This window comes from Escherichia sp. TW14182 (assembly GCF_000208525.1).
GTDB classification, from domain to species: Bacteria; Pseudomonadota; Gammaproteobacteria; order Enterobacterales; family Enterobacteriaceae; genus Escherichia; species Escherichia ruysiae.
This window is the reverse complement of sequence record NZ_AEJZ01000002.1, coordinates 1-25487: the sequence shown is the minus strand read 5'-3', so window position 1 is coordinate 25487 and position 25487 is coordinate 1. Positions and strand designations below refer to the sequence as shown.

The following is a 25487-nucleotide window of genomic DNA, read 5'->3' as shown; positions in this document are numbered from 1 at the left end:
CTTACGCTACGTACTTCTCGGGGCGCTTACGGTAATCCAGACTATTCGAGGCAATATTGCGTATGAAGCTGCCATCAATTTTTAATAAATTGGCATTCACATTTTTTAGCCGCGCATAACTGGCGTAGCCGGTGCCGAAATCATCAATTGCAATTTGACATCCTAACTCCTGAAGATGCAGCAACGTATTCTGCGCCTGCTTAACATTGGTCAGGGTATTACTCTCGGTTACCTCAAAGATAAGCTGCCACGCTTCTATTTGATATTTACTTAAAAATTTACTGATATCTAAAGGGAAACTCGCCTGACAAACGGAAGTTGGCGACAGGTTAATAGCAAACCGACGAGCTGGCATTTTTTCTCTATTTTCCGCCATAAATTGCAGTGTATGCTCGATAACCCACATGTCGATACTGGACGATAAGCCAAACTCATGCGCGACCGGTAAGAAATTGTCAGGATTGATGAGTTCGCCATTATCTCCTTTCATGCGCAGCAGAATTTCATGATAAACATCACCGCGCACCCCTGTAATCGGCTGAGCCATCAGGCAAAAATCGTTATGCTCAAGCGCCTGTTGTAGCCGATTCATCATCGCCACCTTGTCTTTCAATTCACGTTGTAAATACATTGCCCCGCGACGCTGCATATTTTCCGGAGTATTGGTCACGATAGAAAGTTCGGCAACCGTATTTAGCTCTCCCAGCAGCAGATATATATGATTAACCGGTGAGCGGACATAGCAATAACTGACGCCAATCTGAGGCTGTAACGGCATTCCATCCCAAAAGAAACGAAACTGCTTCAGATGATTATCCAGCGTGGTAATGCGCTCCTGGTATGATTCTGTATTCAGTCGCAACGCAAGGTCGTTACCGGAAAGCTGATAAACAGCTTCGCCCGGTTCCAGCAACGGTGTCAGCCAGTGTGAAAGTTTTTGTTTATATTGAATGCGTAGCATGATGCCATAGTTCTTTACCAGCATTTCCATGCCGGGGATGCGTAAATAACATAGCGCGGACCAGGGAGCATCACGCAATGCGCGATTCAGGGCACGAATGTTTGGCAGATGAACAACCGGATCCACATATGCAAGCCGTTGAATGCGTCTGACCACCGCTCGCTGACGGGTTGCCAGAACAGCCATATAATTCACAATAAAAGAAAATACCAGATAACTGGAGGAAGTTATGGTAAGTTGCGTGGTATATCCAGGATAAAGGGGAATGTAATTCTGATAGCTGTGAATGCTGATCATCAGCACTACCGCCCAGAGCAGTGATATAAACTTATAGCCATAGCGCATTGCTCCCCACATCATCAGCGGTAGCAATAACGATAACGTATAGTTGGTGCTAAAAATTGTGCTTTTTTCATTTAATGGCATACATAGCAACAACAACAACGCACCCAATGCAAGCAACCAGATCGCAAATTCTTTTTTGGTAACCTTTTTGTCAACCTGCTGTTTTAATTGCGAATAATAGCTACGTAAATAAAACGGATTCCGCACCACCCGAATGATGAAGTAGCACAGTGGGACGCCGATAAGATTACCTACCAGCAAGGCCTGGTAATTGATTAATGTCCCGAGGTTAAAGGGCATAACCCCTACCAGATTATCTCTGCTCGCCAGTAACCCTACAAATGCCGCAAACTGGAAAAGTACCAGAAACAACGTTGCAGGAAAAACAATCTGCCAGAAAATTCGCTGGGAAATTAAGCGGATATCACCATGTGAAACGTTGTTACGCCGGGGAGAAAAGACCCTGTAACCGCCCCAACAAATAATAATAATGATAATAAAATTAGCTGTTAACGAAAGCGTTTCATAAAGGCCAAGCTCCGCATACTTACGAACAAAAATGCCTAATGCTATACCCGGTAATGCAGCCCAGCTAAAAAACATCATCATGCTGATCATCAGAGCCAGGGGCAGATAAAAGAGAAAGACTTCACCGGAGGAAATATGCGCAAAAGTATTTATTTGTGCGAAAATGGGCAAGATTAAAGAAGGCAGGATCAGCGGAAGCCCCCACCATTTATCACGTATTTTTATATAAGTTGCATTCAGTTTCATAGATGCTCAACAGAATTCCCCACATCCTGAAAGGGGTGTATTCAGACAGGCATCCCACCTGAATTCGACGGATGATTATTCATCACTATAGAGAGTATCGATTCTAAGTGTCATATGAAAGTTCCAATTGATATATATCAAACAAAATAACCATGATTAATGAATTATTACGTTTATCATGTTAAGCCATCATTATTACATCATTGTTGTAAATAATTAAATCAACTTCCATAACATTAGAATATGTATCCGCTGACGCTTTTTTACATAATAGAGAATTGACCATTTTGCCCAGGTGTGCCTTAATGTAAGTACCGTCCACAGAGTGGGACATACTTCAAGGAACCTTTTGTGAGTCAGGCAACCAGTATGCGAAAACGACACCGATTTAACAGTCGCATGACCCGTATCGTACTGCTCATCAGCTTTATCTTCTTCTTTGGTCGCTTTATCTACTCGTCCGTTGGTGCCTGGCAGCATCATCAGAGCAAAAAAGAAGCGCAGCAATCCACTCTCTCTATCGAATCCCCGGTACAACGTTAGCGGTTACCTTCTCCATTTTAACTTAACAAGACGGCGCATTGCTGCCCGATGTTTTTGCTCTTTGTAGTTAACAAAGCGGCAAGCATTCTTTCACCTTAAATTTCACCCATTGTCCCGACTGACGTAGATCCTGCCTTAGAAGGCATAAGCTCTAAATTAATACATATATTTAAATTATATTTATTTAATAATTTATTTCTCGCATGAATTTTCATAAATTTAATCTATTACTTTATACGCAATACATTTACTTTGCTCTTTTGATGATCTTAAATATCTTATTTTTCGTAATGTGTATAACAAGGAATAGTGATGAAATTTAAAAAATGTCTTCTGCCTGTGGCAATTTTAGCGTCATTCACCCTAGCTGGATGCCAGTCAAACGCTGACGATCATGCCGCCGATGTTTATCAAACCGATCAACTGAATACAAAACAAGAAACCAAAACTGTTAATATTATTTCTATTCTTCCTGCCAAAGTTGCCGTAGACAACTCACAAAATAAACGGAACGCACAAGCCTTCGGCGCACTTATTGGCGCAGTCGCTGGCGGCGTTATTGGCCATAACGTCGGCTCCGGCAGTAACTCTGGAACGACGGCAGGTGCAGTTGGCGGCGGAGCCGTAGGTGCGGCGGCAGGTTCTATGGTGAATGATAAAACCTTAGTGGAAGGTGTTTCTTTAACATACAAAGAAGGCACCAAAGTGTATACCTCCACCCAGGTGGGTAAAGAGTGCCAGTTCACGACGGGTTTAGCCGTTGTTATTACCACTACGTATAACGAAACGCGTATTCAGCCAAATACAAAATGTCCTGAAAAAAGCTAATAATCAGGAGGATTCATGAAGAAGGTTTTACTTTGCGCCATCTTAGCCGCCTTAAGTAGTTCAACTTTCGCCTCTTCATTACAGGATCAACTCTCTGCTGTCGCAGAAGCGGAACAGCAAGGCAAAAATGAAGAGCAAAGGCAGCATGACGAATGGGTAGCGGAGCGCAACAGGGAAATCCAGCAAGAGAAGCAACGGCGTGCAAATGCCCAGGCCGCCGCTAACAAAAGAGCGGCAACGGCAGCGGCAAATAAGAAAGCTCGTCAGGATAAACTGGACGCCGAAGCCACTGCGGACAAAAAGCGCGATCAAAGTTATGAGGATGAGCTGCGCAGCTTAGAGATTCAGAAACAAAAACTGGCGCTGGCGAAAGAAGAAGCCCGCGTTAAGCGAGAAAACGAATTTATCGATCAGGAACTGAAGCACAAAGCCGCGCAAACCGATGTTGTGCAGTCAGAAGCTGATGCTAACAGGAATATGACTGAAGGCGGTCGCGATTTAATGAAGAGCGTAGGTAAAGCAGAAGAGAATAAATCGGACAGTTGGTTTAATTAATCGATGTTAGTAACTTCAAGCCTATAATTCTTGAGGATAAAAAACCCTCTGTAGTAACAGAGGGTTTTGTTCATTCATAGTGCAGGGTCAAATCATTCCCACTCAATAGTCGCAGGCGGCTTGCCGCTGATGTCATACACCACGCGGGAAATACCGTTCACTTCATTGATAATGCGATTGGAAACACGACCGAGGAAATCGTACGGCAGGTGCGCCCAGTGTGCGGTCATAAAGTCGATAGTTTCGACAGCACGCAGAGAAACAACCCAATCATACTTACGACCATCGCCCATTACGCCAACGGAACGAACTGGCAGGAAGACAGTGAACGCCTGGCTGACTTTGTCGTACAGATCCGCTTTACGCAGCTCTTCAATGAAGATGGCATCCGCACGGCGCAGCAGGTCGCAGTACTCTTTCTTCACTTCGCCCAGAACACGAACGCCGAGACCCGGCCCCGGGAACGGATGACGGTACAGCATGTCGTACGGCAGGCCCAGCTCCAGACCAATCTTACGCACTTCGTCTTTGAACAGCTCTTTCAGCGGTTCAACCAGGCCCATCTTCATCTCTTTCGGCAGGCCGCCAACGTTGTGGTGAGATTTGATAACGTGCGCTTTACCGGTTGCAGACGCGGCAGATTCAATAACGTCAGGATAGATAGTTCCCTGCGCCAGCCACTTCACATCTTCCAGTTTCAGGGCTTCTTCATCGAAGACTTCAACAAAGACACGACCGATGATTTTACGTTTTGCTTCCGGATCGTTTTCGCCAGCCAGTGCTGACAGGAAGCGATCTTCTGCCGGAACGTGAACAATGTTCAGGCCGAAGCGATCGCCAAACATATCCAGAACCTGCTCTGCTTCGTTGAGACGCAGCAGGCCGTTGTCGACAAATACGCAGGTCAGGTTTTTACCAATTGCACGGTGCAGCAGCATCGCAGTAACGGAAGAGTCCACGCCACCAGAGAGGCCAAGGATCACTTTATCGTCGCCCACCTGCTCGCGGATGCGGGCTACCGCGTCGTCGATAATTTTCGCCGGTGTCCACAGGGCTTCACACTGGCAGATATCACGCACAAAACGCTCCAGCATACGCATACCCTGACGGGTGTGAGTCACTTCCGGGTGGAACTGCACACCATAGAAGCGTTTTTCTTCGTTAGCCATAATGGCAAACGGGCAGCTTTCGGTGCTGGCTACGGTGACGAAATCTTGAGGAATCGCAGTTACCTTATCACCGTGGCTCATCCACACGTCAAGCAGCGGTTTGCCATCTGCGCTTAATGCATCTTCGATACCATGAATCAGCGCGCTATCAGTTTGTACTTCAACCTGCGCATAACCAAATTCACGTTCGTTAGAGGCTTCAACATGACCACCTAACTGCATCGCCATAGTCTGCATACCATAGCAAACGCCAAATACCGGTACGCCTGCTTCAAAGACATACTGCGGCGCACGCGGGCTGTTTTCTTCGGTGGTACTTTCCGGGCCGCCGGAAAGAATAATGCCGCTTGGATTGAAGTCACGAATTTGTGATTCTGTCACATCCCACGCCCACAGTTCGCAGTAAACACCCAGTTCACGCACGCGGCGCGCAACCAGTTGAGTGTACTGAGAACCGAAGTCCAGAATGAGGATGCGATGCTTATGAATGTTTTCCGTCATTGACGCTTATTCCGAGGCAAGTGAAACAGATAATATAAATCGCCCGACATGAAGTCGGGCGAAGAGAATCAGGAGCCCAGACGGTAGTTCGGGGACTCTTTGGTGATGGTCACGTCGTGAACGTGGCTTTCCTGAATGCCCGCACCGCTGATACGTACAAACTCCGCTTTAGTACGCAGTTCGTCGATAGTACCACAGCCGGTCAGCCCCATACAGGAGCGCAGACCGCCCATCTGCTGGTGGATGATCTCTTTCAGGCGGCCTTTGTACGCTACGCGACCTTCGATACCTTCCGGCACCAGTTTGTCAGCGGCGTTGTCGCTCTGGAAATAACGGTCAGAAGAACCTTTGGACATTGCGCCCAGAGAGCCCATCCCACGGTAAGATTTGTAAGAACGCCCCTGGTAGAGTTCGATTTCACCCGGAGATTCTTCAGTACCTGCCAGCATGGAACCTACCATCACCGCGCTTGCACCAGCAGCGATAGCTTTCGCAATATCGCCAGAGAAACGAATACCACCATCAGCGATAACCGGAATACCGGTGCCTTCCAGGGCTTCTACTGCATCAGCAACGGCAGTGATCTGCGGAACACCTACACCAGTAACGATACGAGTCGTACAAATAGAGCCAGGACCGATACCGACTTTAACCGCGCTGCAACCTGCTTCTGCCAGCGCGCGAGCACCAGCAGCCGTTGCCACGTTGCCGCCGATGATTTGCAGATCCGGATATTTAGCACGGGTTTCACGGATACGCTGCAGAACGCCTTCAGAATGGCCGTGAGAGGAGTCGATCAGCAGAACGTCAACGCCTGCGGCAACCAGCGCATCAACACGCTCTTCGTTTCCAGCACCCGCGCCAACCGCTGCGCCAACACGCAGACGACCTTGTTCATCTTTACACGCGTTCGGTTTACGTTCCGCTTTCTGGAAGTCTTTCACGGTGATCATGCCGATCAGGTGGAATTCATCATCAACCACCAGCGCCTTCTCAACGCGTTTTTCGTGCATTTTTGCCAGCACAACTTCGCGGGCTTCACCTTCACGCACGGTCACCAGACGCTCTTTCGGCGTCATGTAAACGCTAACCGGTTGGTTCAGATCGGTCACAAAACGCACGTCACGACCGGTGATGATGCCGACCAGTTCGTTTTCTTCAGTAACGACCGGGTAGCCCGCAAAGCCATTACGTTCAGTCAGTTCTTTCACTTCGCGCAGCGTCGTGGTTGGAAGAACCGTCTGTGGGTCAGTCACCACGCCAGATTCGTGTTTTTTCACACGGCGAACTTCTTCAGCCTGGCGTTCAATAGACATGTTTTTGTGGATAAAGCCGATACCGCCTTCCTGAGCCAGAGCAATAGCCAGGCGCGCTTCCGTTACGGTATCCATTGCTGCGGAGAGCATAGGGATATTCAGACGAATAGTTTTCGTCAGCTGGGTGCTGAGGTCAGCAGTATTCGGCAGAACGGTAGAATGAGCAGGAACGAGGAGAACGTCGTCAAATGTGAGAGCTTCTTTAGCGATACGTAGCATGGGCAATATCTCGACCAGAGTGGTTAATAAATATTGCCGTGGCATTATACAGAGCGTAACCGATTGCATCTACCCCTTTTTGCAAATAATGCTTGCTATCCCCAGAAGGCGGGTTACTATCGATTGAATAACTTGCTGATTTAGAATTTGATCTCGCTCACATGTTACCGTCTCAATCCCCTGCAATTTTTACCGTTAGCCGCCTGAATCAAACGGTTCGTCTGCTGCTTGAGCAGGAGATGGGACAGGTGTGGATCAGCGGTGAAATCTCGAACTTCACACAACCGGCCTCCGGTCACTGGTACTTTACGCTCAAAGACGATACCGCCCAGGTTCGCTGCGCGATGTTCCGCAACAGCAACCGCCGGGTTACCTTTCGCCCACAGCACGGGCAACAGGTTCTGGTTCGCGCCAACATTACGCTGTATGAGCCGCGCGGTGATTATCAGATTATCGTCGAGAGTATGCAGCCAGCCGGTGAAGGCTTGTTGCAACAGAAATACGAACAGCTAAAAGCGAAGTTGCAGGCTGAAGGTTTGTTCGATCAGCAACTAAAAAAACCTCTCCCCTCCCCCGCGCACTGTGTCGGTGTGATTACATCCAAAACCGGCGCGGCGCTGCACGATATTTTGCATGTGTTAAAACGTCGAGATCCTTCTCTGCCGGTGATTATTTACCCTACCGCCGTACAGGGCGATGATGCGCCGGGGCAAATCGTTCGCGCAATTGAACTGGCGAACCTGCGCAACGAATGCGACGTCTTGATCGTCGGTCGCGGCGGCGGTTCGCTGGAAGATTTGTGGAGTTTTAACGACGAGCGCGTGGCGAGGGCGATTTTTGCCAGCCGTATTCCGATTGTCAGCGCCGTCGGTCATGAAACCGATGTGACTATCGCCGACTTTGTTGCCGACCTACGCGCACCAACCCCCTCTGCCGCCGCCGAAGTGGTGAGCCGCAATCAGCAGGAGTTACTGCGCCAGGTGCAATCTTCCCGCCAGCGGCTGGAAATGGCGATGGATTATTATCTCGCCAACCGTACCAGGCGCTTTACGCAGATCCACCATCGTTTACAGCAGCAACATCCGCAGTTACGTCTGGCGCGCCAGCAAACCATGCTGGAGCGGCTGCAAAAGCGGATGAGCTATGCACTGGAAAATCAACTCAAACGAGTCGTGCAGCAACAGCAACGGCTTGAACAGCGTCTGAATCAGCAAAATCCTCAACCACGCATTCATCGCGCGCAGACTCGCATTCAACAACTGGAATATCGCCTGGCAGAAACTCTGCGAGCACAGCTTAGTGCAACGCGTGAACGCTTTGGTAATGCAGTGACACATCTGGAAGCCGTGAGTCCACTATCCACGCTGGCGCGTGGCTATAGCGTCACCAGCGCCGCCGATGGGACAGTGCTGAAGCAAGTTAAGCAGGTGAAAACGGGCGATACGTTGACCACGCGGTTAGGTGATGGCGTGGTGATTAGCGAAGTCAGTGCTGTAACAAAAACGCGTAAACCGCGTAAGAAAGCGGCTAATCCGTAGGCCGGATAAGATGCGCCAAGCATCGCATCCGGCACAGGCTCTCGCTCATGCCGGATGCGGCGTAAGTGTTACTGGAAGCAGGTGGCAAACCCTGATGTCGTCGCCGGGGAGATTGCACAGTCCAATGAGCCCGCCGGTTCAATGATACCGCAATAGAGGCTGCCAGAGCGGCTTTGCGATAAATACGGGAAGCTGGGCGATGACGGCCATCCCAACGCGCTAAAGCTGGAATGCAGCGTTTGCAGTTCGCTGTATTCCGGTGCATTCCCCAGTCTGCCGCACTGTTTCGCCAGATCCCATTTACTGCTGTCAACCGTATGCGCCAGCGCCCAGATTTCATTATTGACGACCGGCGTTACCGCTGCGACAGCATTCGACGGCAGTTCTGACTTCAGCAACGGACGGTGCAATGTTTTGCCGCTTACCGTCTCGGTGTCGCTCATATGCCCCCAGAAGTAGGCACTTGCCACGTTCGGGCTGGTCACTACTGTGAAAATGGCATCCATCGTCGCGGTGATGCTGGTGTTATCGGTCAGCGTCACCGTCAGCGGCGTTTTATATCCAGGCGTATTATCCTGTTTAATCATAAACGTCGCCGTACCGTCAGAACCGGTGGTTCCCTGAAGTGTATTACCGCTATCGGATAACGTGACCATCGCGCCAGTGAACGGCTGAACGCGCAGGTCATCCATCGCCGCCACGTCGCCATACAAAGTCGCCCCTGGGTTGCGTGGCACGGCATCACCGCGCGTCAGTGTAAAGGCCACGTTCGGCACCGGTTTCCCGGCGCTGTCTTTCACTGTGACCGTCACCGGCATAGATTCCCCTTTCTTCACCTTCGCAGCCTGAGTGGTAGCGTCAAATACCGTTGAGGTGAGCGTTACGGTAGACACCGAAACGTTAGGGTTCAGCAAGCAGGCCTGCAATGCGCGGCTTCTGCTCGCCGCCTCAGCCTGGCCATTATACAAATCGACAGTCGCGCATCTGTTGGCTCCGCTGGTATCACACGTCGAGTCCACTGCCCACCAGGCATACCCCGATGACTCCACCGGCCAGCCGGTATCAGCCATCAATGTTCCATTGGGATGACGGTTATACAGCGATATAAGTTGCTCGTTGGTCGGCCAGCGCGCGGCCTCACACGCCGCCGTGCCGCTACGTTCCCTTTCCTGAACAGTAGGCACAAGCCAACTTTCACTATTTAAATCCTTAACGTGAACGCCTGAGGTGTTCGTTAACTCAGCCTTTATTTTAGGCCGCACAAAAACGGTGCCATCTGCCGCCGTCACCGTTTCCGCCATATGCCCCCACATGTTGGCTACGCTAACGTCCGGGCTGGTGAGAACCGTGAAAATTGCGTCCAGCGAGTCGGTTAGCATAGGGCTACTGCCAAGTGCTGATGCGGTTATCGGTGTTCTAAGACCGGTCGAGCTATCCTGGTGAAGATTCAGCGTCGCTTTACCCTGAGCATCGGTCTGAATAACCAGATAACTGGTATTACTCCGACCATTCATGCTGGCGCTTTGTATGGTTTGTGCTGGGTTGAACGTATCGGCCACCAAATCATCCGTCGTTACCGTTTCGCTGAGCGATGTGCCCGCACGATTGTAACTGGCGGCACGCAAAATCCCCACCGACTCAAATGCCGCAGGAGAGCCATCTGGTCGGGTCACCGTAATCGTCAGCGGCAGCGGTGAGCCTTTATGCGCTTTTCCGGCCGGCAACGAACTATCCCAGTTTTCCACCGCCGTGGTCAGGGTAATTTTGCCTACCGACTCCGCACTCTCCAGGCAGGTCTGGAAGTTGAGATCTGTAGCATCTGAAGCTGCCTGCCCAGTCGTTCCCGATTTGAGATTAATGTACTGATAACTGATCTTCGCTGTGCCTGGACTGGTGACTACGCTTCGCGACCAGAAGTACGGTCTTGGCAATGTTGACTTATCGAGCGGCCAGCCCTGTGCCGTTTCAATGGTTCCCGAAGGATACGCTTCATATAACGATTGCAAATCGTTAATAGACGGCAGTTTATCTTTACAACCTCCCTGCATACCACTCAGCGCATTAGCGATAGTCAGTCGCTGCCAGTTCTCATTGTTGACAATAAGCCCGTTTGAAGAACCTGCCTCCACTTTTAACAATGGACGTTTAAATACCTTGCCGTTATGTGCTGTTAAGGTTTCCGGCATATGCCCCCAGAAATTCGCTTTTGGCGTATCCGGGCTGGTGATGGCAGTGAAAATAGCACTCAGGGTATTCGACGTTATTGCGCTACCGTCATCGATTTCCGCCGTCAGTGGAATACGCGTCCCCTTCCCATTATTGGGCTGATATAGCGTAAATGTCGTCGAACCATCAGCCCCAGTCACGCTGTAATATTTATTGCCATCATCAAGGTAGTCGCTACTGTTACTGTAGCTGTCCCCTACATGTAACAACCGTGACTGGTTATCCATGCTAATCGAATTCGGGTTACGGGGCAGTGTGATACCATGATTCAGCGTAAACGGTACATAGCCCAGCGGGTTACCCTGCGCATCTCGGGTCGTCACTACCATAGTGATTTGATCCCCGACTTTGTTGTAATCCGTTCTGACTTTTACCGCATCGTTACCATCATATTTAGCCGCCTGGGCTGACCTCAACTCAATGGTGCTAACCGACGGGTTTGCCGTTGTCTGACAGGTCAAATACCCGTTGTCCGTTGCCGCCAGACTACTGCTGGTGCCGCCGTTAAGCTGCACGCCTTTATATTTACGATCGCCAATACTGTTCTGGTCCGGCGTACTGGAGTCATAGGATTTCAGTATCGGCCAGCCGTCAACCGAGTGCCCGTGCCAGGCGCCAGAGAGCGCGACCAGCGAGTTCATGGAGGGGACATAATCCGTACCACAGCCGCCATTACTGTTCTTCGCTGCCTGCGCTTCTGTAAACAGCGCCCAGATTTCGTTATCTTCTTCCGGCCCCTTGCGTTTATTGCCGGGGCTACCGGTCAACTCTGAAAACAGGATCGGGCGCTTAAACGTCAGACCACCTGCCGTTAGCGTTTCCGGCATGTGCCCCCACATTTTTGCTTTTGCACTATCCGGGCTGGTGACGACGGTGAAAATGGTATCCATCGATGCATTTTTTGTTGGATCGGAATAGAGCGCAGCGGTGAGTGCCGTTTTCGTGCCATAGGTATCCGGGCGCGTAATGTTGAGTATTTTACTGCCATCGCTACCTGTCAGGGCGGCATACGCCGTAGCGGTATCATTGAGCGCCATTTCATCTGGCAGACCAGCATCAACCACCACCGATGAGACAACCCCATCGCTGCTGCCTGCCGTATGACGCTCACCTGGGCGGGTATAGCCATCACCGCGTTTCAGGGTAAACGGCATATCTGCCATCGGGTTACCGGCAGCATCTTTTACCGTCACTTTCACCTGCAACGTCTCGCCCTTTTTCAGCTTCGCTGCGTTAAGCGAACTGTTCCACTGCGCCTGGTTCACAACTTCAAGCATGATGATACTTGCAGGCGGATTAGCGGTAGCTAAACACGTCATATACGTTGGCGTGGTATTCGCACTCTCTATACTGCCGTTATTCAACCAGACCGCCGCCAGATGCGGCACTTTATCGACAGGTGTGCTGCTCCAGTACTCTTCACGCTGGGTTGGCCAACCGTGAACCGTCTGGATAGTATTATTGTCGTTGGCGGCATAAAGCATATTTAGCTGTTCTTTGCGCGGCACTTTATTGACTCCGCAACCGCCCGCCGCCGTATTTTCAATATCCGCCTGCGCCACGCGTACCCAGGTTTCGTTATTTTCAGCCAGTTGACTGGTTTCACGACTGACTTCATTAATCAGTTTTGGGCGTTCAAAGGTTAGCGACCCAACGGTGATGGTGTTATCCATGTGACCCCACATTTTCGCACCGGTCACATCCGGGCTGGTGGGAACGGTAAAGATCACGTAGTAGTTGATTGTGTTCGGCAGCACGGAATTGGTCGGTGTGACGATAAGTTTGGTTCTTAAACCTACCCCCTGCGGCTGCTCGATAACGACGGTCGCCATGCCCTGCGCGTCCGTGGTGCCAGAGTAGACCATCGAAGGCTGTGAGGTGCCATATTGCGTGCCGTTCAGGGTTATCGCACCATTGCTGGGATCGCTATAGTCGGTTGCCTTTCCTTCTCTATCAAGGCTGATATCTTTCGTGATAGTAAAGTCAGCATAAGGGATGGGCGCATTATTTTGACCATTGACTGTACGCACCGTCATGGTGATTTTTTCGCCGCCTTTTGCTCTTGCCTGTTTAGAGGTGGGTGAAACATCTTTATCGGTTTCCACCACCACCCGCGCAATCAGTTCGTTGGCAGAACAGGAGAGATAGTTGGGTTTAAAACCGGAATAGGTATCCACTCCCCCCGTTCCCAGGTCTACAGACGAATGCAATTCGGCTTGCTGGGCGGCGGTAAGATAATCATAATTTGCCGTCGGCCAGCCATGTTCAGTGCCTATCGTATTTCCCTGATGACCCGCAAATAAAATCTCCAGAGAACTTTGCGAGGGAATATGCCCCACACCGCATTCCGCCTGCATACTGGTATTCTGGTCAAACAACGCCCAGTCTTCATTATTTTCACGCATCACCCCTACTTCATGCGTCGTTTCATCCGCCAGGCGTGGCCGTTTATAGAGATTCCCCTCCGCCATAATCCCACTGCCCATATGGCCCCACATGCGGGCATATTCGCTGTCCGGGCTGGTGACCACGGTGAAGATGACGTCTTTGGCATCCGATGCGTTATAGTTACTACGCATCGCCGCCGTGATGTGTGTTTTCACACCAACGCCGTCTGGCTGACTTAACGTCAGCGTGGCCTGGCCATTAGCGTCAGTAATCCCTTCGTAATTATGCGCATCTACCTGTTGTAGGTTGGTGCCACCACGGATTTGAACCGGGTGCGTCTCCCAGGTGGGATTGGATTGATTTTTACGGTTAACGCCGTCGTCCAGATGCAAAGAGAAATAGTAATACGCTAACGGCTGATCGTTATTTTTGTTGTCAGTAATAGTCAGACGCATGATGGCGTCTTCCCCAACCTTCGCTTTCATCGCCTGCGCCGTATCATTAAAACTCGCGGGCGTGAGAACAATTTTCGGTTCGACGTCCGGAGCTTCTTTATCGACACAACTGACCAGGAATTTCGTCGCATCTGGTTTTTGCGCCTCGCCACGGTTAGAAACGTCAGCCGCGTGGTGCATTCCACTTGCCCCCGCCAGCGAAGACCAGTAATAGTTTCCCTGCATTGGCCATCCCGCCACTTCCTGAATCGAGGTGGGAATGACTGTTGCCAACGCGCCGAACTGACGCATACCCGGCAAAATGTCACAGTGGTTATCAGCCCCACTCCAGACAAACGTGGACCAGGTTTCATTGTGATCGTCTGCGGTGCCATCCTCATTGCTGACTTCCGCCGCCAGTTTTGGTCGGCTGAAGGTGTACTGCTGCGCTTTCAGCGTATCCGGCATGTGACCCCACATACTGGCGACCGCAACGTCCGGGCTGGTCAGAACGGTAAAAATCACTGCCGTTTCGCTGGTTTGTGTAATACCTGGCAGACTGACAACCAGCGGAGTTTTTACGCCTGGTCCGGCAGGCTGCGTGACGGTGACGGTCGCGGTGCCGTTGGCATCGGTTGTGCCGTGATACTCTGTTGTGGTCGTGGTAAGTTCCGTGCTATCGATGCTCACCGGGCCGGTGTTATTGACAACATCCTGGCGATTCCTTGCGTCTTTCCGTTTGATAACAAAGGGAAGATTTCCTGTTGGGTTACCCTCGCAGTTTTTGGTGGTCACCGTTAAGGTTATCGTACTGCCGACGGTGGTTTTCGCTGCCTTTAGCGTATCGTCATAACCGCTGACGCTTGCACTCACTAAATCACCCTGGGCTGCGGCAATATTGAGCGTCACCTGCTTTTCGTTCAACAACACCGAACCCTGATTTGGCACGCCGGTCAGGGTAAAAAGATTCAACGTCGGAAGCGTTTCTTTAGGGTCAAACTGTGGAATGACTACCAGCTTATGCCCCGCCAGGTTTTGTGCGCAGAAGGAGCGATCGGCGCGAGGCTGCGGATCGAGCGGCACATCAGACGTGGCAGCCTCCGCCCATACCAGCGAAACGTCAGGTAGCGTTTGGTTTTGCCAGCGCAGCAGCGGCGGAGTGCTGAACATGTCACCTTCGGTATCGCCCGGGTTAATTAAAATCATACTGGTTGCGCTGGCATCCACGCTGAAGTTCCCCGGCGTGGCCGTACTGGCGACATTATGCTCTTTGGCGGGATCAAGCTGGACACTGCCCTGATAAACGGGCACGCTGGCGCTGTCTGCTATGGGAGGGGTGCCATTTATGGCATCCGTTGAAACGGCGGTATGTTGCCACTGGCTCCCTTTCAATGCCGCTACTGCTGGCGTAGCCAGAGTAAGCATTAAACATGCCATCACCATTTTTACGCGTTTCAATTTCCCGTCCATGAGTGAAACCTGCCCGTTAACGTTACTTTCTTACCTCAACCCACTTTGCTTAACGTTGGCTAAGCAAAGTGTGCGGAAAAGCACCATTCCCATACGGGAATGGTGCCGGTAAAAATTATTTTCTCTGGTAGTCGATAGACAAACCGTAGCCCTGAACACCGTCTGCGCCAATAGTGAGGCCGCCTTCGGAATAGTCGAAAGAGGTCTTCGCTTCGGCGTTGGTAACCGGGATGACCAGGTCGTTGTTGTTGTGGCTCGGGTTGACAATCCCACCGTTAGTACCCAACTGCAAACTGGTGCCTGTAAAGCGCCAGCGGTAGTTGTACTGGTTGGTAACTTCTTCACCCGTATCATAGGTTCCATTGCTGTTTCCATCTTTCCACAGCATGACCTGATAGGTGGTATTGGTTTTGAGTTTGGTTGCTTTGCCCAGCAGGTTGGTATTAACGCCCTGTTCATGAATGACCACTTTAACCGCATCATCAAACACCGGACCTTCAGGAATATCATCGCTGTCAGAACCACCACCAGCATTTGTCGAGAGGTCAAGCATCACCAACTGTTCTGCGACGTTAGGGTCACCGGTTGTGGTGGTTGGTGTGATCTTCAAGCCGATGTATCGATCCGCATCTGCTGCAGCGATGGTGTAAGTGTCACTGCCAACTGTACCAATCTCTCTTGGGTCACCACCCGCTTGATCTTTGTAGCTCATCCATTGCAGCGTGGCTTTTGTCGCTGTGTTGTTGTCATCAAGATCGCCCTGGGTATCGCCAATGGCCCAGTTTGCCGTTAACTTATCGCCAACATGAAATTGCTTTTCGCCATCCGTTGAAGCAGTTCGCGCACCGCGATCAATAGTAATAGTCACATGAGATTTATCAGCATCGCTCGTTTCTGTCGCGCTACGAGTTATCCACGGCACTGTACCCTGAATCGTTCCGGTTGATTGCGTCTCTGATTGCCACTGACCAGCTCTTAGATTACCCTGCCCTTCTGCCATGGCTGTTGGCACTGCGCAGTACCCTGCTAAAGCCAGCGCCAGCGCAACTTTGGTCATCGGTCGCTTTAAATAATGTTTCATTCAACTCTCTCCTTGATTAATATCCAGTGACTGGCCGATCGGCCATTACGCCGATCTAGTGCTTGCTGTAAACCACACGTAATCCATACCCTTGCACGCCATCTTGTTTTTGGGCACCAAATTTCTGCACGGCTTCTTCGTTAGTGGCAGGGATGACAATATCTTCATTGCTGGTATTTGTTTGGGCGCCGGTGTAGCCGTTAACGCTTTGCCCGGTAAATTCCCACTGGTAGTCGTATTGCGTCATTTCCTCTTCCGTCAGTTTTTCCGACTGCTGGAAAACGCCATCTTTGTTGGCATCGCGCCACAAAACAAAGCGGTAGGCGTTATCCACAGGCAAATGCTCTTTCTCATTGTCGATAAGATTGACGGGATTAGTCGCAGATACACGGTAGATAAACGCATTAACATCATTCCCTCCCGCACCAAGGAATGTCACATCCACATAGTTGCTGTCGTCATACGGAGCAGCTTTTGCTTTCCAACGGAAAGTGCCGGGTAACGTACTGGAGAGTGTGACGGTTCCTTTTTCTTTATCTTGTTTGGCGATAAAGACGCAGGGATTCTCGGTTGAACAGGGTTTATTGGTGAGCGTGACTTTTTTATCCTGCGCATCGTAAAGCTGCGGGGAAAGGTTATCTTCTGGCAGTGTATTGCCGTTGCGGTCAGTGTCATCACCGAAGCTGTCAGTGACGTCGAGATCCATCACCACGCCATCAACGCCGTCTGCCTGGGCGCTGGCTTCGTGGCTGTGATTGTTCTCTTCAGGTACATCCGCAATATTGTTGACGATCAGCTCAATTTTACGGTCTTGCTGCACGGTGATTTCCACCACACCGGAATTCTGCCGATTACCCTTTTCATCCTCCAGAGCCAACCGTACCCGCCAGGTATTCAGCTTTTCCTGCTCTGCTTTATCGGAACTGTACTGCCAGGCGGGCAGCACCAGATTCCAGTGGTTGTTGTTACCTTCAGTGATGGTATTCGCTTTAACAACAGGCATGACCAGCGTGCGGGCAGCGTTATTTTTCGCCTGCCACGAGGCGGAAATAATTTTGTAATGATGGTTGATCAGCGCGTTGATGGTCCATTTACATTTTTCCAGTCCAACCGCTTCTTCTGGCGTGTCTTTAATCACACATTCCGGGTGCTCATTGGTGGTGTCCGCTTTAAGCCACAAGGTGACATCAAGTGGGTCTTTTTCTTTGTATTCCAGCACGATAAAGTTATTACGTTCGACGAAGTCATGGCGGCTCCCCATCAGCGAGTGAGCGACTTTGACATTATCGCTATTCAGTTGATCTTTTAGCGGAACACCGAACTGATAATTAATCGTGGCGTTAACACTAAGATCACTGTTATCTCCAGTGCCTGCTTTATAGTCCGCCCCGACTGTCAATAACGGAACTGGTTGATAGTTCACGCCGAGCGTCACTGCATAGGGATCTTTTTCTAAATTATCGGTGCCGAACAACGCAACTTCGTCACCATAATATTGCTCGAAAACAACTTTGCCCCCCAACTGTGGATAAGAAGGTAGCCAGGCTTCCGCACGAACATCCCAACCACGCGCAGGTCGTTCTAAATAGAAGTCGAAATCTTTTGAATCTTTCCAGTCAGAAAGTGGATGATAATAGTTACCAGAAAGTTTTAAATAATCCGTCCAGGCTTCAGTCCCTAACCCTAAACGGCGATGTCCACGAGTGAAATCATAATCATAAAATATATTTCCACCCAATAACCATTTGTCAAAATTATGTCTAACGCCGAAGCCAATATTACCTATCGTGCGTTCCTCTTTACGTTGAGCGGATAACTGGCTGAAATAAACACTTTTTTGAGAATCATATAAAGGAACAAAATAGTCGATTGAACTGCCGTCCAGCGAGCCATCCTGACCGATAGAAAGATTCGAACGGACTTTACCGTATGGAGAAAGCGCACCTTCGATATAAGACTGTGCAGATGAGGTGATTTGCCCTTGCAGATAGCTTCTTGCTTGAGATTCCAGAGCTTCTGGGGTCAGGTTCTCAAATCCCTGCTGGGCGGATTCGGCGACGTAGTTGACACCACGCTCTTTCAAGGATTTACCTTTATTATTTTGTTCTTCTTGTAAGGCAGCTTCGCTTCCCAAATCCGGTAATGAAGAGTCACTTTGCTTAACATTTATCTCTGGTGTCGCATAAGCAGCACCAGAGATAAAAATTAGCATAAAATAGCGTATCCATCGCAACATGCCTTTTCCCTGTAACGATTTTATAATCTGAAATCAGCTTCGGCATTGTATTCCAGATAGTTCAGATATTACACATCAGAAATGCTAAATATATTCTTAAAGTTATAACAATGGGAGTTTGTTCACTCTAATTACGTGTTAAGCTAATAGAAATTGGCTCATTATATTTATACTAGGAATATATAAAAGAAAAATATATATTCCCGTGATATTAAGCAGTGGTAAATTTAACGCGCTTTTTAGAAATTAAACCGTGTCCATTCTGGCAGAAATAATCCACCGCGCCACAGGCTTTTAATACCTGTAACGGCTGATGACAGTCAGGGCAAAGCGCCTGAACAGTGAAATCTTTATCGCAAGTTGTGCAGTGAGCCGTCTCGCCATTGCGTTCGAGAGGGTTTTGGCAGACAGGGCAGTTGAGTTCCATATTTGTTCCTCGCGATTGGTTGGGTTTCTCTTCCTGGATGGCAAGAGAAACCCAATAAGTAATTACTTACTTTTCTTAATGTGCTTCATCAGACGCTTACGTTTACGCATCTGGGTCGGCGTCAGAGTGTTACGCTTGTTCGCATACGGGTTTTCCCCTTCTTTGAACTGAATACGAATCGGCGTACCCATCACGTCCAGAGATTTGCGGAAGTAGTTCATCAGGTAACGTTTGTACGAGTCAGGCAGGTCTTTCACCTGGTTGCCGTGAATCACCACAATCGGCGGGTTGTAACCACCGGCGTGGGCATATTTCAGTTTCACACGACGCCCGCGAACCAGCGGCGGTTGGTGATCTTCAACAGCCATCGTCATGATGCGCGTCAGCATAGAGGTCCCCACGCGACGGGTGGAGCTGTCATACGCTTCACGTACTGATTCAAACAGGTTACCAACACCGCTACCGTGCAATGCAGAAATAAAATGCACACGGGCGAAGTCAATAAAGCCCAGACGGAAGTCCAGCGTCTCTTTCACCTGCTCTTTCACTTCCTGGCTCAGGCCGTCCCACTTGTTCACCACAATCACAAGTGAGCGCCCGCTATTGAGAATAAAACCAAGCAGGGAGAGATCCTGATCGGAAATACCTTCGCGTGCGTCAATCACCAACATCACAACGTTGGCATCTTCAATCGCCTGCAATGTTTTGATTACCGAGAACTTCTCTACCGCATCAGTAATTTTTCCGCGTTTACGCACGCCCGCAGTATCAATGAGTACATACTCACGTCCGTCACGTTCCATCGGAATGTAGATACTGTCACGCGTCGTGCCTGGCATGTCGTAAACCACGACGCGCTCTTCACCCAGGATACGGTTAGTGAGTGTAGACTTACCGACGTTTGGACGACCAACAATCGCCAGTTTGATCGGCAGACTTTGCGGGTCGAAGTCGTCTTCCTCTTCTTCTTCACCATTCTCTTCCGCTTCAAATTGCGCCCAGTATTCAGCGTCTTCGTCGACTTCTTCTTGCGGTGCGAGATCTTCCATCCACGGCAGCAGCACGTGCTCCAGCAGACTTAATACGCCACGACCATGCGAAGCGGCAATTGGGTAAATTTCACCTAAACCAAGTGAATAAAAATCAACAATTGCTTGATCCGGGTCCAGTCCATCGGTTTTGTTCGCCACCAGGAAGGTTGGCTTTTCACGGGAACGCAAATGTTTGGCAATGGCTTCATCCGCAGGCATCAGACCCGCGCGCGCATCGACCATAAACAGTACAACGTCCGCCTCTTCAATCGCCAGCAGCGATTGTTCCGCCATGCGGGTTTCTACACCGTCTTCTGTACCGTCAATCCCGCCGGTATCAATACAGATAAACTCGCGGCCTTCAATTTCCGCACGACCGTACTTACGGTCACGAGTCAGACCCGGGAAATCCGCAACCAGCGCATCTCGGGTGCGAGTTAGACGGTTAAATAACGTGGATTTTCCTACGTTAGGGCGCCCGACAAGCGCGACCACAGGTACCATGTTTAAAGCCTCATTTTTATAAATCATCAGACAACGCACGCTATTTTCGCGTCGTTGTTAAAAACAGGAAAACGGCTCCTGTCCAGGAGCCGTTTTCAAAGTGAACGACAGAGACGATTAACGTGTAATGGAATACACGGTTCCGTCTTTTGCCTGGATCAGCAGTTTGCCATCAGCGGCAACCGGATCAGTCTGGAAACCAGAGCTATCAACTTTTTGTTGGGCAACGAAACGTCCATCTTCCACATTAATCCAGTGCAGATAACCTTCGCTATCACCCACCACCAGGTTGCCATTATACAACACCGGAGAAGTCAGCAGGCGGTGCAGCAGATCGCTTTGTGTCCACAGCGTCACGCCACCATCGATGGTCAACGCCATTACCCGGTCATTTTGATCAACCAGATAGATACGGTTACCGTCAACGATGAAATCATTCACCGAGCCCAGTTCGCGTTTCCACATAATCTGACCACTGCGCAAATCAAGCGCCGTCAGGTTACCATTATAGGCCAGCGCGAAAACAACACCGTTCACAACTACAGGCGTAGTATCAACATCGCTCAGACGGTCAATTTCGGTAGAACCCGTCGCCTGGGAGATACGCTGTTGCCAAATCATCTGTCCCTGCTGCATCAACACAGCACTGACGCGACCATTATCGCCACCAACGACTGCCGCACCAAATGCGGTTGCTGGCGCAGACTCGCCACGCAGAGAGAGCGAAGGCATATCAAGGTTAACGGTCCATTTAACAGCGCCATCAGCTTCGTTCAGCGCCTGCAACTGGCCGTTGCTGGTGTGAATCAACACCAGACCATCGCTGACCACCGGGCGAGAAAGTGCTTCACCCGCTACTTTGGTTTGCCATGCCACAGTACCATCGCTGGTGTTCAGCGCGTAAACCTGCGCCTTTTCGCTGCCAATATAGACATGACCACCTGCGACGGTCACGCCGCCGGAAAGTAATGCCGGCTCTTTAGATAACCAGCCATCTTTTTCAGCCAGGCTGACAGACCAGATTTCTTTACCGTCATCCGCATTCATCGCCTTTACCAAACCAGCGCGATCGGCTGCATAGACAACGTTATCCGCCAGTGCCGGATGAAGATTAGAGTAGAAGTTACCAATGCCGCTACCAACGGAAGTGCTCCACGCCGTGGTCGGCGTAAACTGGTTTTCAACGGTCGGCAATGGGGACATCTTGACCACATCTTCTTCACTGTTAAACAGCGAACAGCCGCTTAAAAGGGTAACGGAAAGCACTCCTGGCAGCAGTAATTTACGCAATTGCATCGGGTCCCTCTCAGATGGACAAATTATTAATTTTCATCTGCATCATTTCACTCAGTGCCGGGGTCACATCGCTTTTCACGCCTGCTTCCCACGCACTACGCGCACCTTGCTTATCACCTTTGCTCAGTAATGCTTCACCACGCAAGTCGGCAACAATAGCAGCCCAACCTTCACCTTTAATGGTATCGAGGGTTTTCAGCGCGGCATCAGTCTGCTTGAGCTGCACCTGAACTCGGGCAAGACGCAGATTTATCACGGCTTTGAGATTTTCATCGCTCGTGTCCGCCAACCCTTGTTGCAATTGAGCGGCGGCTTTCTCTAGTTCATTTTTGTCAACAAATTGCTGCGCAAGTTCCAAAGAAGCCAGCGCGCCGTAAGTATTTTTATTTTCAGCAGCGAATTTTTCCGCCGCCGGGATGCTGCCAGGTTTGCCTTCGCTAACTGCGGTAACCGCATTTTGATAGGCAAGAGAAGCGGAGCGTGCAGACTCAACCTGATGGCTGTTCCAGTAGCGCCAGCCAATCAGTGCGCCAACGCCTAAAATCACCCCAACAGCCAGTGCCTTTCCATTTTCAGCAAAAAAGCGTTTAACCGCTTCAACCTGGTCGTTTTCGTTCTCGTAAATTTCCACGCTGTCCTTCTCCTTCCTTAACCCAGTAACGTGTGCAAATGCGCGGCTACGCTATCCTGCGCAACTGCCGTTTGCTCACCAGAGCGCAAATCCTTCACTACTGCCGTACCATTAGCCACTTCGGACTCACCCAGCACCACAGCAACGCGGGCACCCCATTTATCAGCGCGGGCAAACTGTTTCTTAAAGTTGCCGCCGCCGTGGTTGGTCATCAGTTTCACGCCCGGTAATTCATCACGCAGACGCTCTGCTAATGCCATAGCCGCAGATTGTGTATCAGTACCCGAAGCCACCAGGTATATATCGACAACAGGATCGGCTTTAAATTCCGGATTAACTGCCTGAACTAACAACACCAAACGTTCCAGGCCCATCGCAAAACCGACTGCCGGTGTGGCGCGACCGCCCAGTTGTTCCACAAGACCGTCATAACGACCGCCTGCGCACACGGTGCCCTGGGAACCGAGGCTGTTAGTGACCCATTCGAAAACGGTACGATTGTAGTAATCCAGACCACGCACCAGACGCTGGTTTACGGTATAGGCAATACCTGCGCTCTGGAGCAGTTTGCACAAACCGTCAAAATGCTCGCGAGACTCCTCATCCAGATAATCGCCCAACGCCGGAGCGTCGTTGAGAAGCGCCTGCACTTCCGGATTTTTAGAATCCAGCACACGTAACGGGTTGGTATACATGCGACGTTTGCAGTCTTCGTCCAGTTTTTCTTTATGCTGTTCAAGGAACGCAACCAGCGCATCGCGGTAATTGGCACGTGCTTCCAGCGAACCGATAGAGTTCAGCTCAAGAGTTACGTGTTCGGAGATACCCAGCGCGCGCCACCAGCGGGCAGTGAGCATAATCAGTTCGGCGTCGATATCGGGGCCTTGCAGACCGAAAACTTCGCACCCCAACTGATGGAACTGACGATAACGCCCTTTCTGCGGACGCTCGTGACGGAACATCGGCCCGATATACCACAGACGCTGTTCCTGATTGTACAGAAGACCATGCTCGATGCCGGCGCGTACACAGCCCGCCGTCCCTTCAGGGCGCAAAGTCAGGCTGTCGCCATTGCGATCCTCAAAGGTGTACATCTCTTTTTCAACCACGTCGGTGACTTCACCAATCGCACGTTTGAATAGCGGGGTCTGCTCTACAATCGGCAAGCGGATTTCACTGTAACCGTAGCTGCCGAGCACGTTTTTCAGTGTGCCTTCAATGCGCTGCCAGATGGCCGTTTCGCCAGGCAGGTAATCGTTCATGCCGCGAATGGCTTGAATGTTTTTTGCCACGTTTATTCTCTTTCTGAATATAAAAATGAACCCTTAACGCTTCCCTCAATGTTTCGGGAGCCATGCGGGTTCAATCATACACGGGAAGCGAGGCGCTTCCCATCACGTTATTATTTTTCAACCTGCTGAACGTCAATTCGACGCGCTTCGTCCAGTTGGCTGGCTTTCGCACGAATGCGTGCTTCCAGCTGGTCGATCATGTCGTTGTTGTCCAGACGGTCTTTGCGCACGCCATCTTCATAGAGGCCACTTTTCTTGTTGCCGCCCGTAACGCCAAGCGTAGAAACCAGCGCCTCGCCCGGGCCATTCACCACGCAGCCAATAATCGAAACGTCCATCGGGGTAATGATATCTTCCAGACGTTGCTCCAGCGCGTTAACCGTACCGATAACGTCAAATTCCTGACGCGAGCAGGTCGGGCAGGCGATGAAGTTGATGCCGCGCGAACGGATGCGCAGCGATTTCAAAATATCAAAACCGACTTTGATCTCTTCGACCGGATCAGCCGCCAGCGAGACGCGCAGTGTGTCGCCAATACCTTCCGACAACAGCAGACCTAAACCAATAGCCGATTTCACCGCCCCGCTGCGTGCGCCACCGGCTTCGGTGATACCCAGGTGCAGCGGCTGATCGATCTGTTTTGCCAGCAGACGATAAGACTCAACGGCGAGGAAAACGTCAGACGCTTTCACGCTGACCTTGAATTGATCAAAGTTCAGACGATCGAGATGATCAACATGGCGCATGGCAGATTCCAGCAACGCCTGCGGCGTCGGTTCGCCATACTTTTCTTGCAGATCTTTTTCCAGCGATCCGGCGTTAACACCAATACGAATCGGAATGTTTTTATCGCGCGCACAGTCAACCACCATGCGAATGCGTTCTTCATTACCGATATTGCCAGGGTTAATGCGCAGACAGTCAACACCGTATTCCGCTACTTTCAGCGCAATGCGATAGTCGAAGTGGATGTCGGCTACCAGCGGCACGTTAACCTGCTGCTTGATGAGCTTGAACGCTTCTGCCGCGTCCATCGTCGGTACAGAGACGCGAACGATATCAGCGCCGACACGTTCCAGCGCCTTAATTTGATTGACCGTAGCTTCGACATCTGTCGTACGCGTATTGGTCATGGATTGTACGGCGATGGGTGCACCATCGCCAATCGGCACATTCCCAACGTAAATACGTGTTGATTTTCTACGTTGAATTGGAGCCTGGTTATGCATGAAAAATCTCCCGCGTTACCCGTCTGTTACTGCGCCGGTGATTGTTCGGCATTGAGGGTCAGACGCGCAACCTGGTTAGTTCTGATAAAACGACTCAGATCGACAGGTTTCCCTTGATACTGGATCTGCACTGCAGCTGGGGCACCAATTTTCAGTTTATACGGTGCCTGACCGCTTAAATTCAAATTACCGCCTTTACGCTGCATCCCGCTAAACAGTTTTTTGCCGGTAGAATCGGTGACTTCCAGCCAGCAATCAGCAGTAAAGTTCATAACCAGCGCATTAGGATCAGCCGCTGGAGTGGTCACGCCAGCCTGATCGATTGGCAACGGCGCTGCGCCATCTGGCGTTGTTGTTGCGACCGGAGCCGCTGGTGTAGTAGCCGCGATATCAACATTTGCCTGTGAAGGAGGAACAACTGCGTCCTGCTGCGGCGCTACAGCGGGTGCTGGCGTCGTCACGGCTGGCGTTTGCGTGTTCGTGGCGGGGGGGG

The 25487-nt window shown here is 50.6% G+C and carries 17 protein-coding genes and 1 pseudogene; 4 read left to right on the top strand and 14 right to left on the bottom strand.

All coding sequences use genetic code 11. The features are described from left to right. Positions 1-28 precede the first annotated feature (28 nt). Positions 29-2080: pseudogene (locus EQY_RS0100245) on the bottom strand (bifunctional diguanylate cyclase/phosphodiesterase); the annotation flags it as partial. 181 nt (positions 2081-2261) lie between these two features. Then, complete coding sequence (locus tag EQY_RS26560) at positions 2262-2414, bottom strand: hypothetical protein (protein WP_000019881.1); 153 nt, start codon at positions 2412-2414, stop codon at positions 2262-2264. A gap of 17 nt (positions 2415-2431) precedes the next feature. Here EQY_RS26560 and EQY_RS0100235 point away from each other — a divergent pair, with 17 nt between their 5' ends. The 3 genes from EQY_RS0100235 (at position 2432) to EQY_RS0100225 (ending at position 4006) form a co-directional block, all read left to right on the top strand. Continuing rightward, on the top strand, positions 2432-2623 hold the full coding sequence (locus tag EQY_RS0100235; RefSeq protein ID WP_000075999.1) for a YfgG family protein: 192 nt from the start codon (positions 2432-2434) through the stop codon (positions 2621-2623). A gap of 309 nt (positions 2624-2932) precedes the next feature. Continuing rightward, entirely contained in the window at positions 2933-3451 is a 519-nt protein-coding gene (locus EQY_RS0100230) for an outer membrane lipoprotein (RefSeq protein ID WP_010344568.1), read from the top strand. A 15-nt stretch (positions 3452-3466) separates the two neighbouring features. Continuing rightward, positions 3467-4006, top strand: a complete 540-nt coding sequence (locus tag EQY_RS0100225) for a DUF5384 family protein (RefSeq protein WP_000756785.1) — start codon at positions 3467-3469, stop codon at positions 4004-4006. 92 nt (positions 4007-4098) lie between these two features. On the opposite strand, the gene guaA is transcribed toward EQY_RS0100225, so the two are convergent. Next, positions 4099-5676 (bottom strand): glutamine-hydrolyzing GMP synthase, encoded by a 1578-nt coding sequence (guaA, locus tag EQY_RS0100220; RefSeq protein ID WP_000138300.1) that lies wholly within the window; start codon positions 5674-5676, stop codon positions 4099-4101. Between the two features lie 68 nt (positions 5677-5744). Continuing rightward, positions 5745-7211, bottom strand: coding sequence for an IMP dehydrogenase (gene guaB / locus EQY_RS0100215; protein ID WP_001299507.1), 1467 nt, complete (start codon positions 7209-7211; stop codon positions 5745-5747). A gap of 161 nt (positions 7212-7372) precedes the next feature. Between guaB and xseA the strand changes: the two genes are divergently transcribed. Next, on the top strand, positions 7373-8749 hold the full coding sequence (xseA, locus tag EQY_RS0100210) for an exodeoxyribonuclease VII large subunit (RefSeq protein ID WP_000937959.1): 1377 nt from the start codon (positions 7373-7375) through the stop codon (positions 8747-8749). A 68-nt stretch (positions 8750-8817) separates the two neighbouring features. On the opposite strand, the gene EQY_RS0100205 is transcribed toward xseA, so the two are convergent. From EQY_RS0100205 to rodZ, 10 genes are all read right to left on the bottom strand, one after another. Then, positions 8818-15267, bottom strand: a complete 6450-nt coding sequence (locus tag EQY_RS0100205) for an adhesion domain-containing protein (protein WP_024212344.1) — start codon at positions 15265-15267, stop codon at positions 8818-8820. 115 nt (positions 15268-15382) lie between these two features. Next, positions 15383-16348 carry a SinI family autotransporter-associated protein gene (locus EQY_RS0100200; RefSeq protein ID WP_000683617.1) on the bottom strand — a complete coding sequence of 322 codons (966 nt, stop codon included), beginning with the start codon at positions 16346-16348 and terminating at the stop codon, positions 15383-15385. Between the two features lie 55 nt (positions 16349-16403). Continuing rightward, a complete protein-coding gene (gene sinH / locus EQY_RS0100195; protein WP_000946975.1) occupies positions 16404-18584 on the bottom strand; it encodes an intimin-like inverse autotransporter SinH in 2181 nt (726 codons plus the stop codon). A gap of 211 nt (positions 18585-18795) precedes the next feature. Next, entirely contained in the window at positions 18796-19011 is a 216-nt protein-coding gene (locus tag EQY_RS0100190; protein ID WP_000422359.1) for a zinc ribbon domain-containing protein, read from the bottom strand. A gap of 62 nt (positions 19012-19073) precedes the next feature. Continuing rightward, positions 19074-20546, bottom strand: a complete 1473-nt coding sequence (der, locus tag EQY_RS0100185) for a ribosome biogenesis GTPase Der (protein WP_024165069.1) — start codon at positions 20544-20546, stop codon at positions 19074-19076. A 117-nt stretch (positions 20547-20663) separates the two neighbouring features. Then, positions 20664-21842 carry an outer membrane protein assembly factor BamB gene (bamB, locus tag EQY_RS0100180; RefSeq protein ID WP_001177079.1) on the bottom strand — a complete coding sequence of 393 codons (1179 nt, stop codon included), beginning with the start codon at positions 21840-21842 and terminating at the stop codon, positions 20664-20666. A 10-nt stretch (positions 21843-21852) separates the two neighbouring features. After that, positions 21853-22473 carry an ancillary SecYEG translocon subunit YfgM gene (gene yfgM, locus EQY_RS0100175; RefSeq protein WP_000409214.1) on the bottom strand — a complete coding sequence of 207 codons (621 nt, stop codon included), beginning with the start codon at positions 22471-22473 and terminating at the stop codon, positions 21853-21855. A 17-nt stretch (positions 22474-22490) separates the two neighbouring features. Beyond that, positions 22491-23765, bottom strand: coding sequence for a histidine--tRNA ligase (hisS, locus tag EQY_RS0100170; RefSeq protein ID WP_001107177.1), 1275 nt, complete (start codon positions 23763-23765; stop codon positions 22491-22493). 110 nt (positions 23766-23875) lie between these two features. Beyond that, positions 23876-24994 carry a flavodoxin-dependent (E)-4-hydroxy-3-methylbut-2-enyl-diphosphate synthase gene (gene ispG / locus EQY_RS0100165; RefSeq protein ID WP_000551807.1) on the bottom strand — a complete coding sequence of 373 codons (1119 nt, stop codon included), beginning with the start codon at positions 24992-24994 and terminating at the stop codon, positions 23876-23878. 26 nt (positions 24995-25020) lie between these two features. Beyond that, positions 25021-25487: cytoskeleton protein RodZ (rodZ, locus tag EQY_RS0100160; RefSeq protein WP_000298279.1), on the bottom strand; the 467-nt coding region annotated here is incomplete at its 5' end.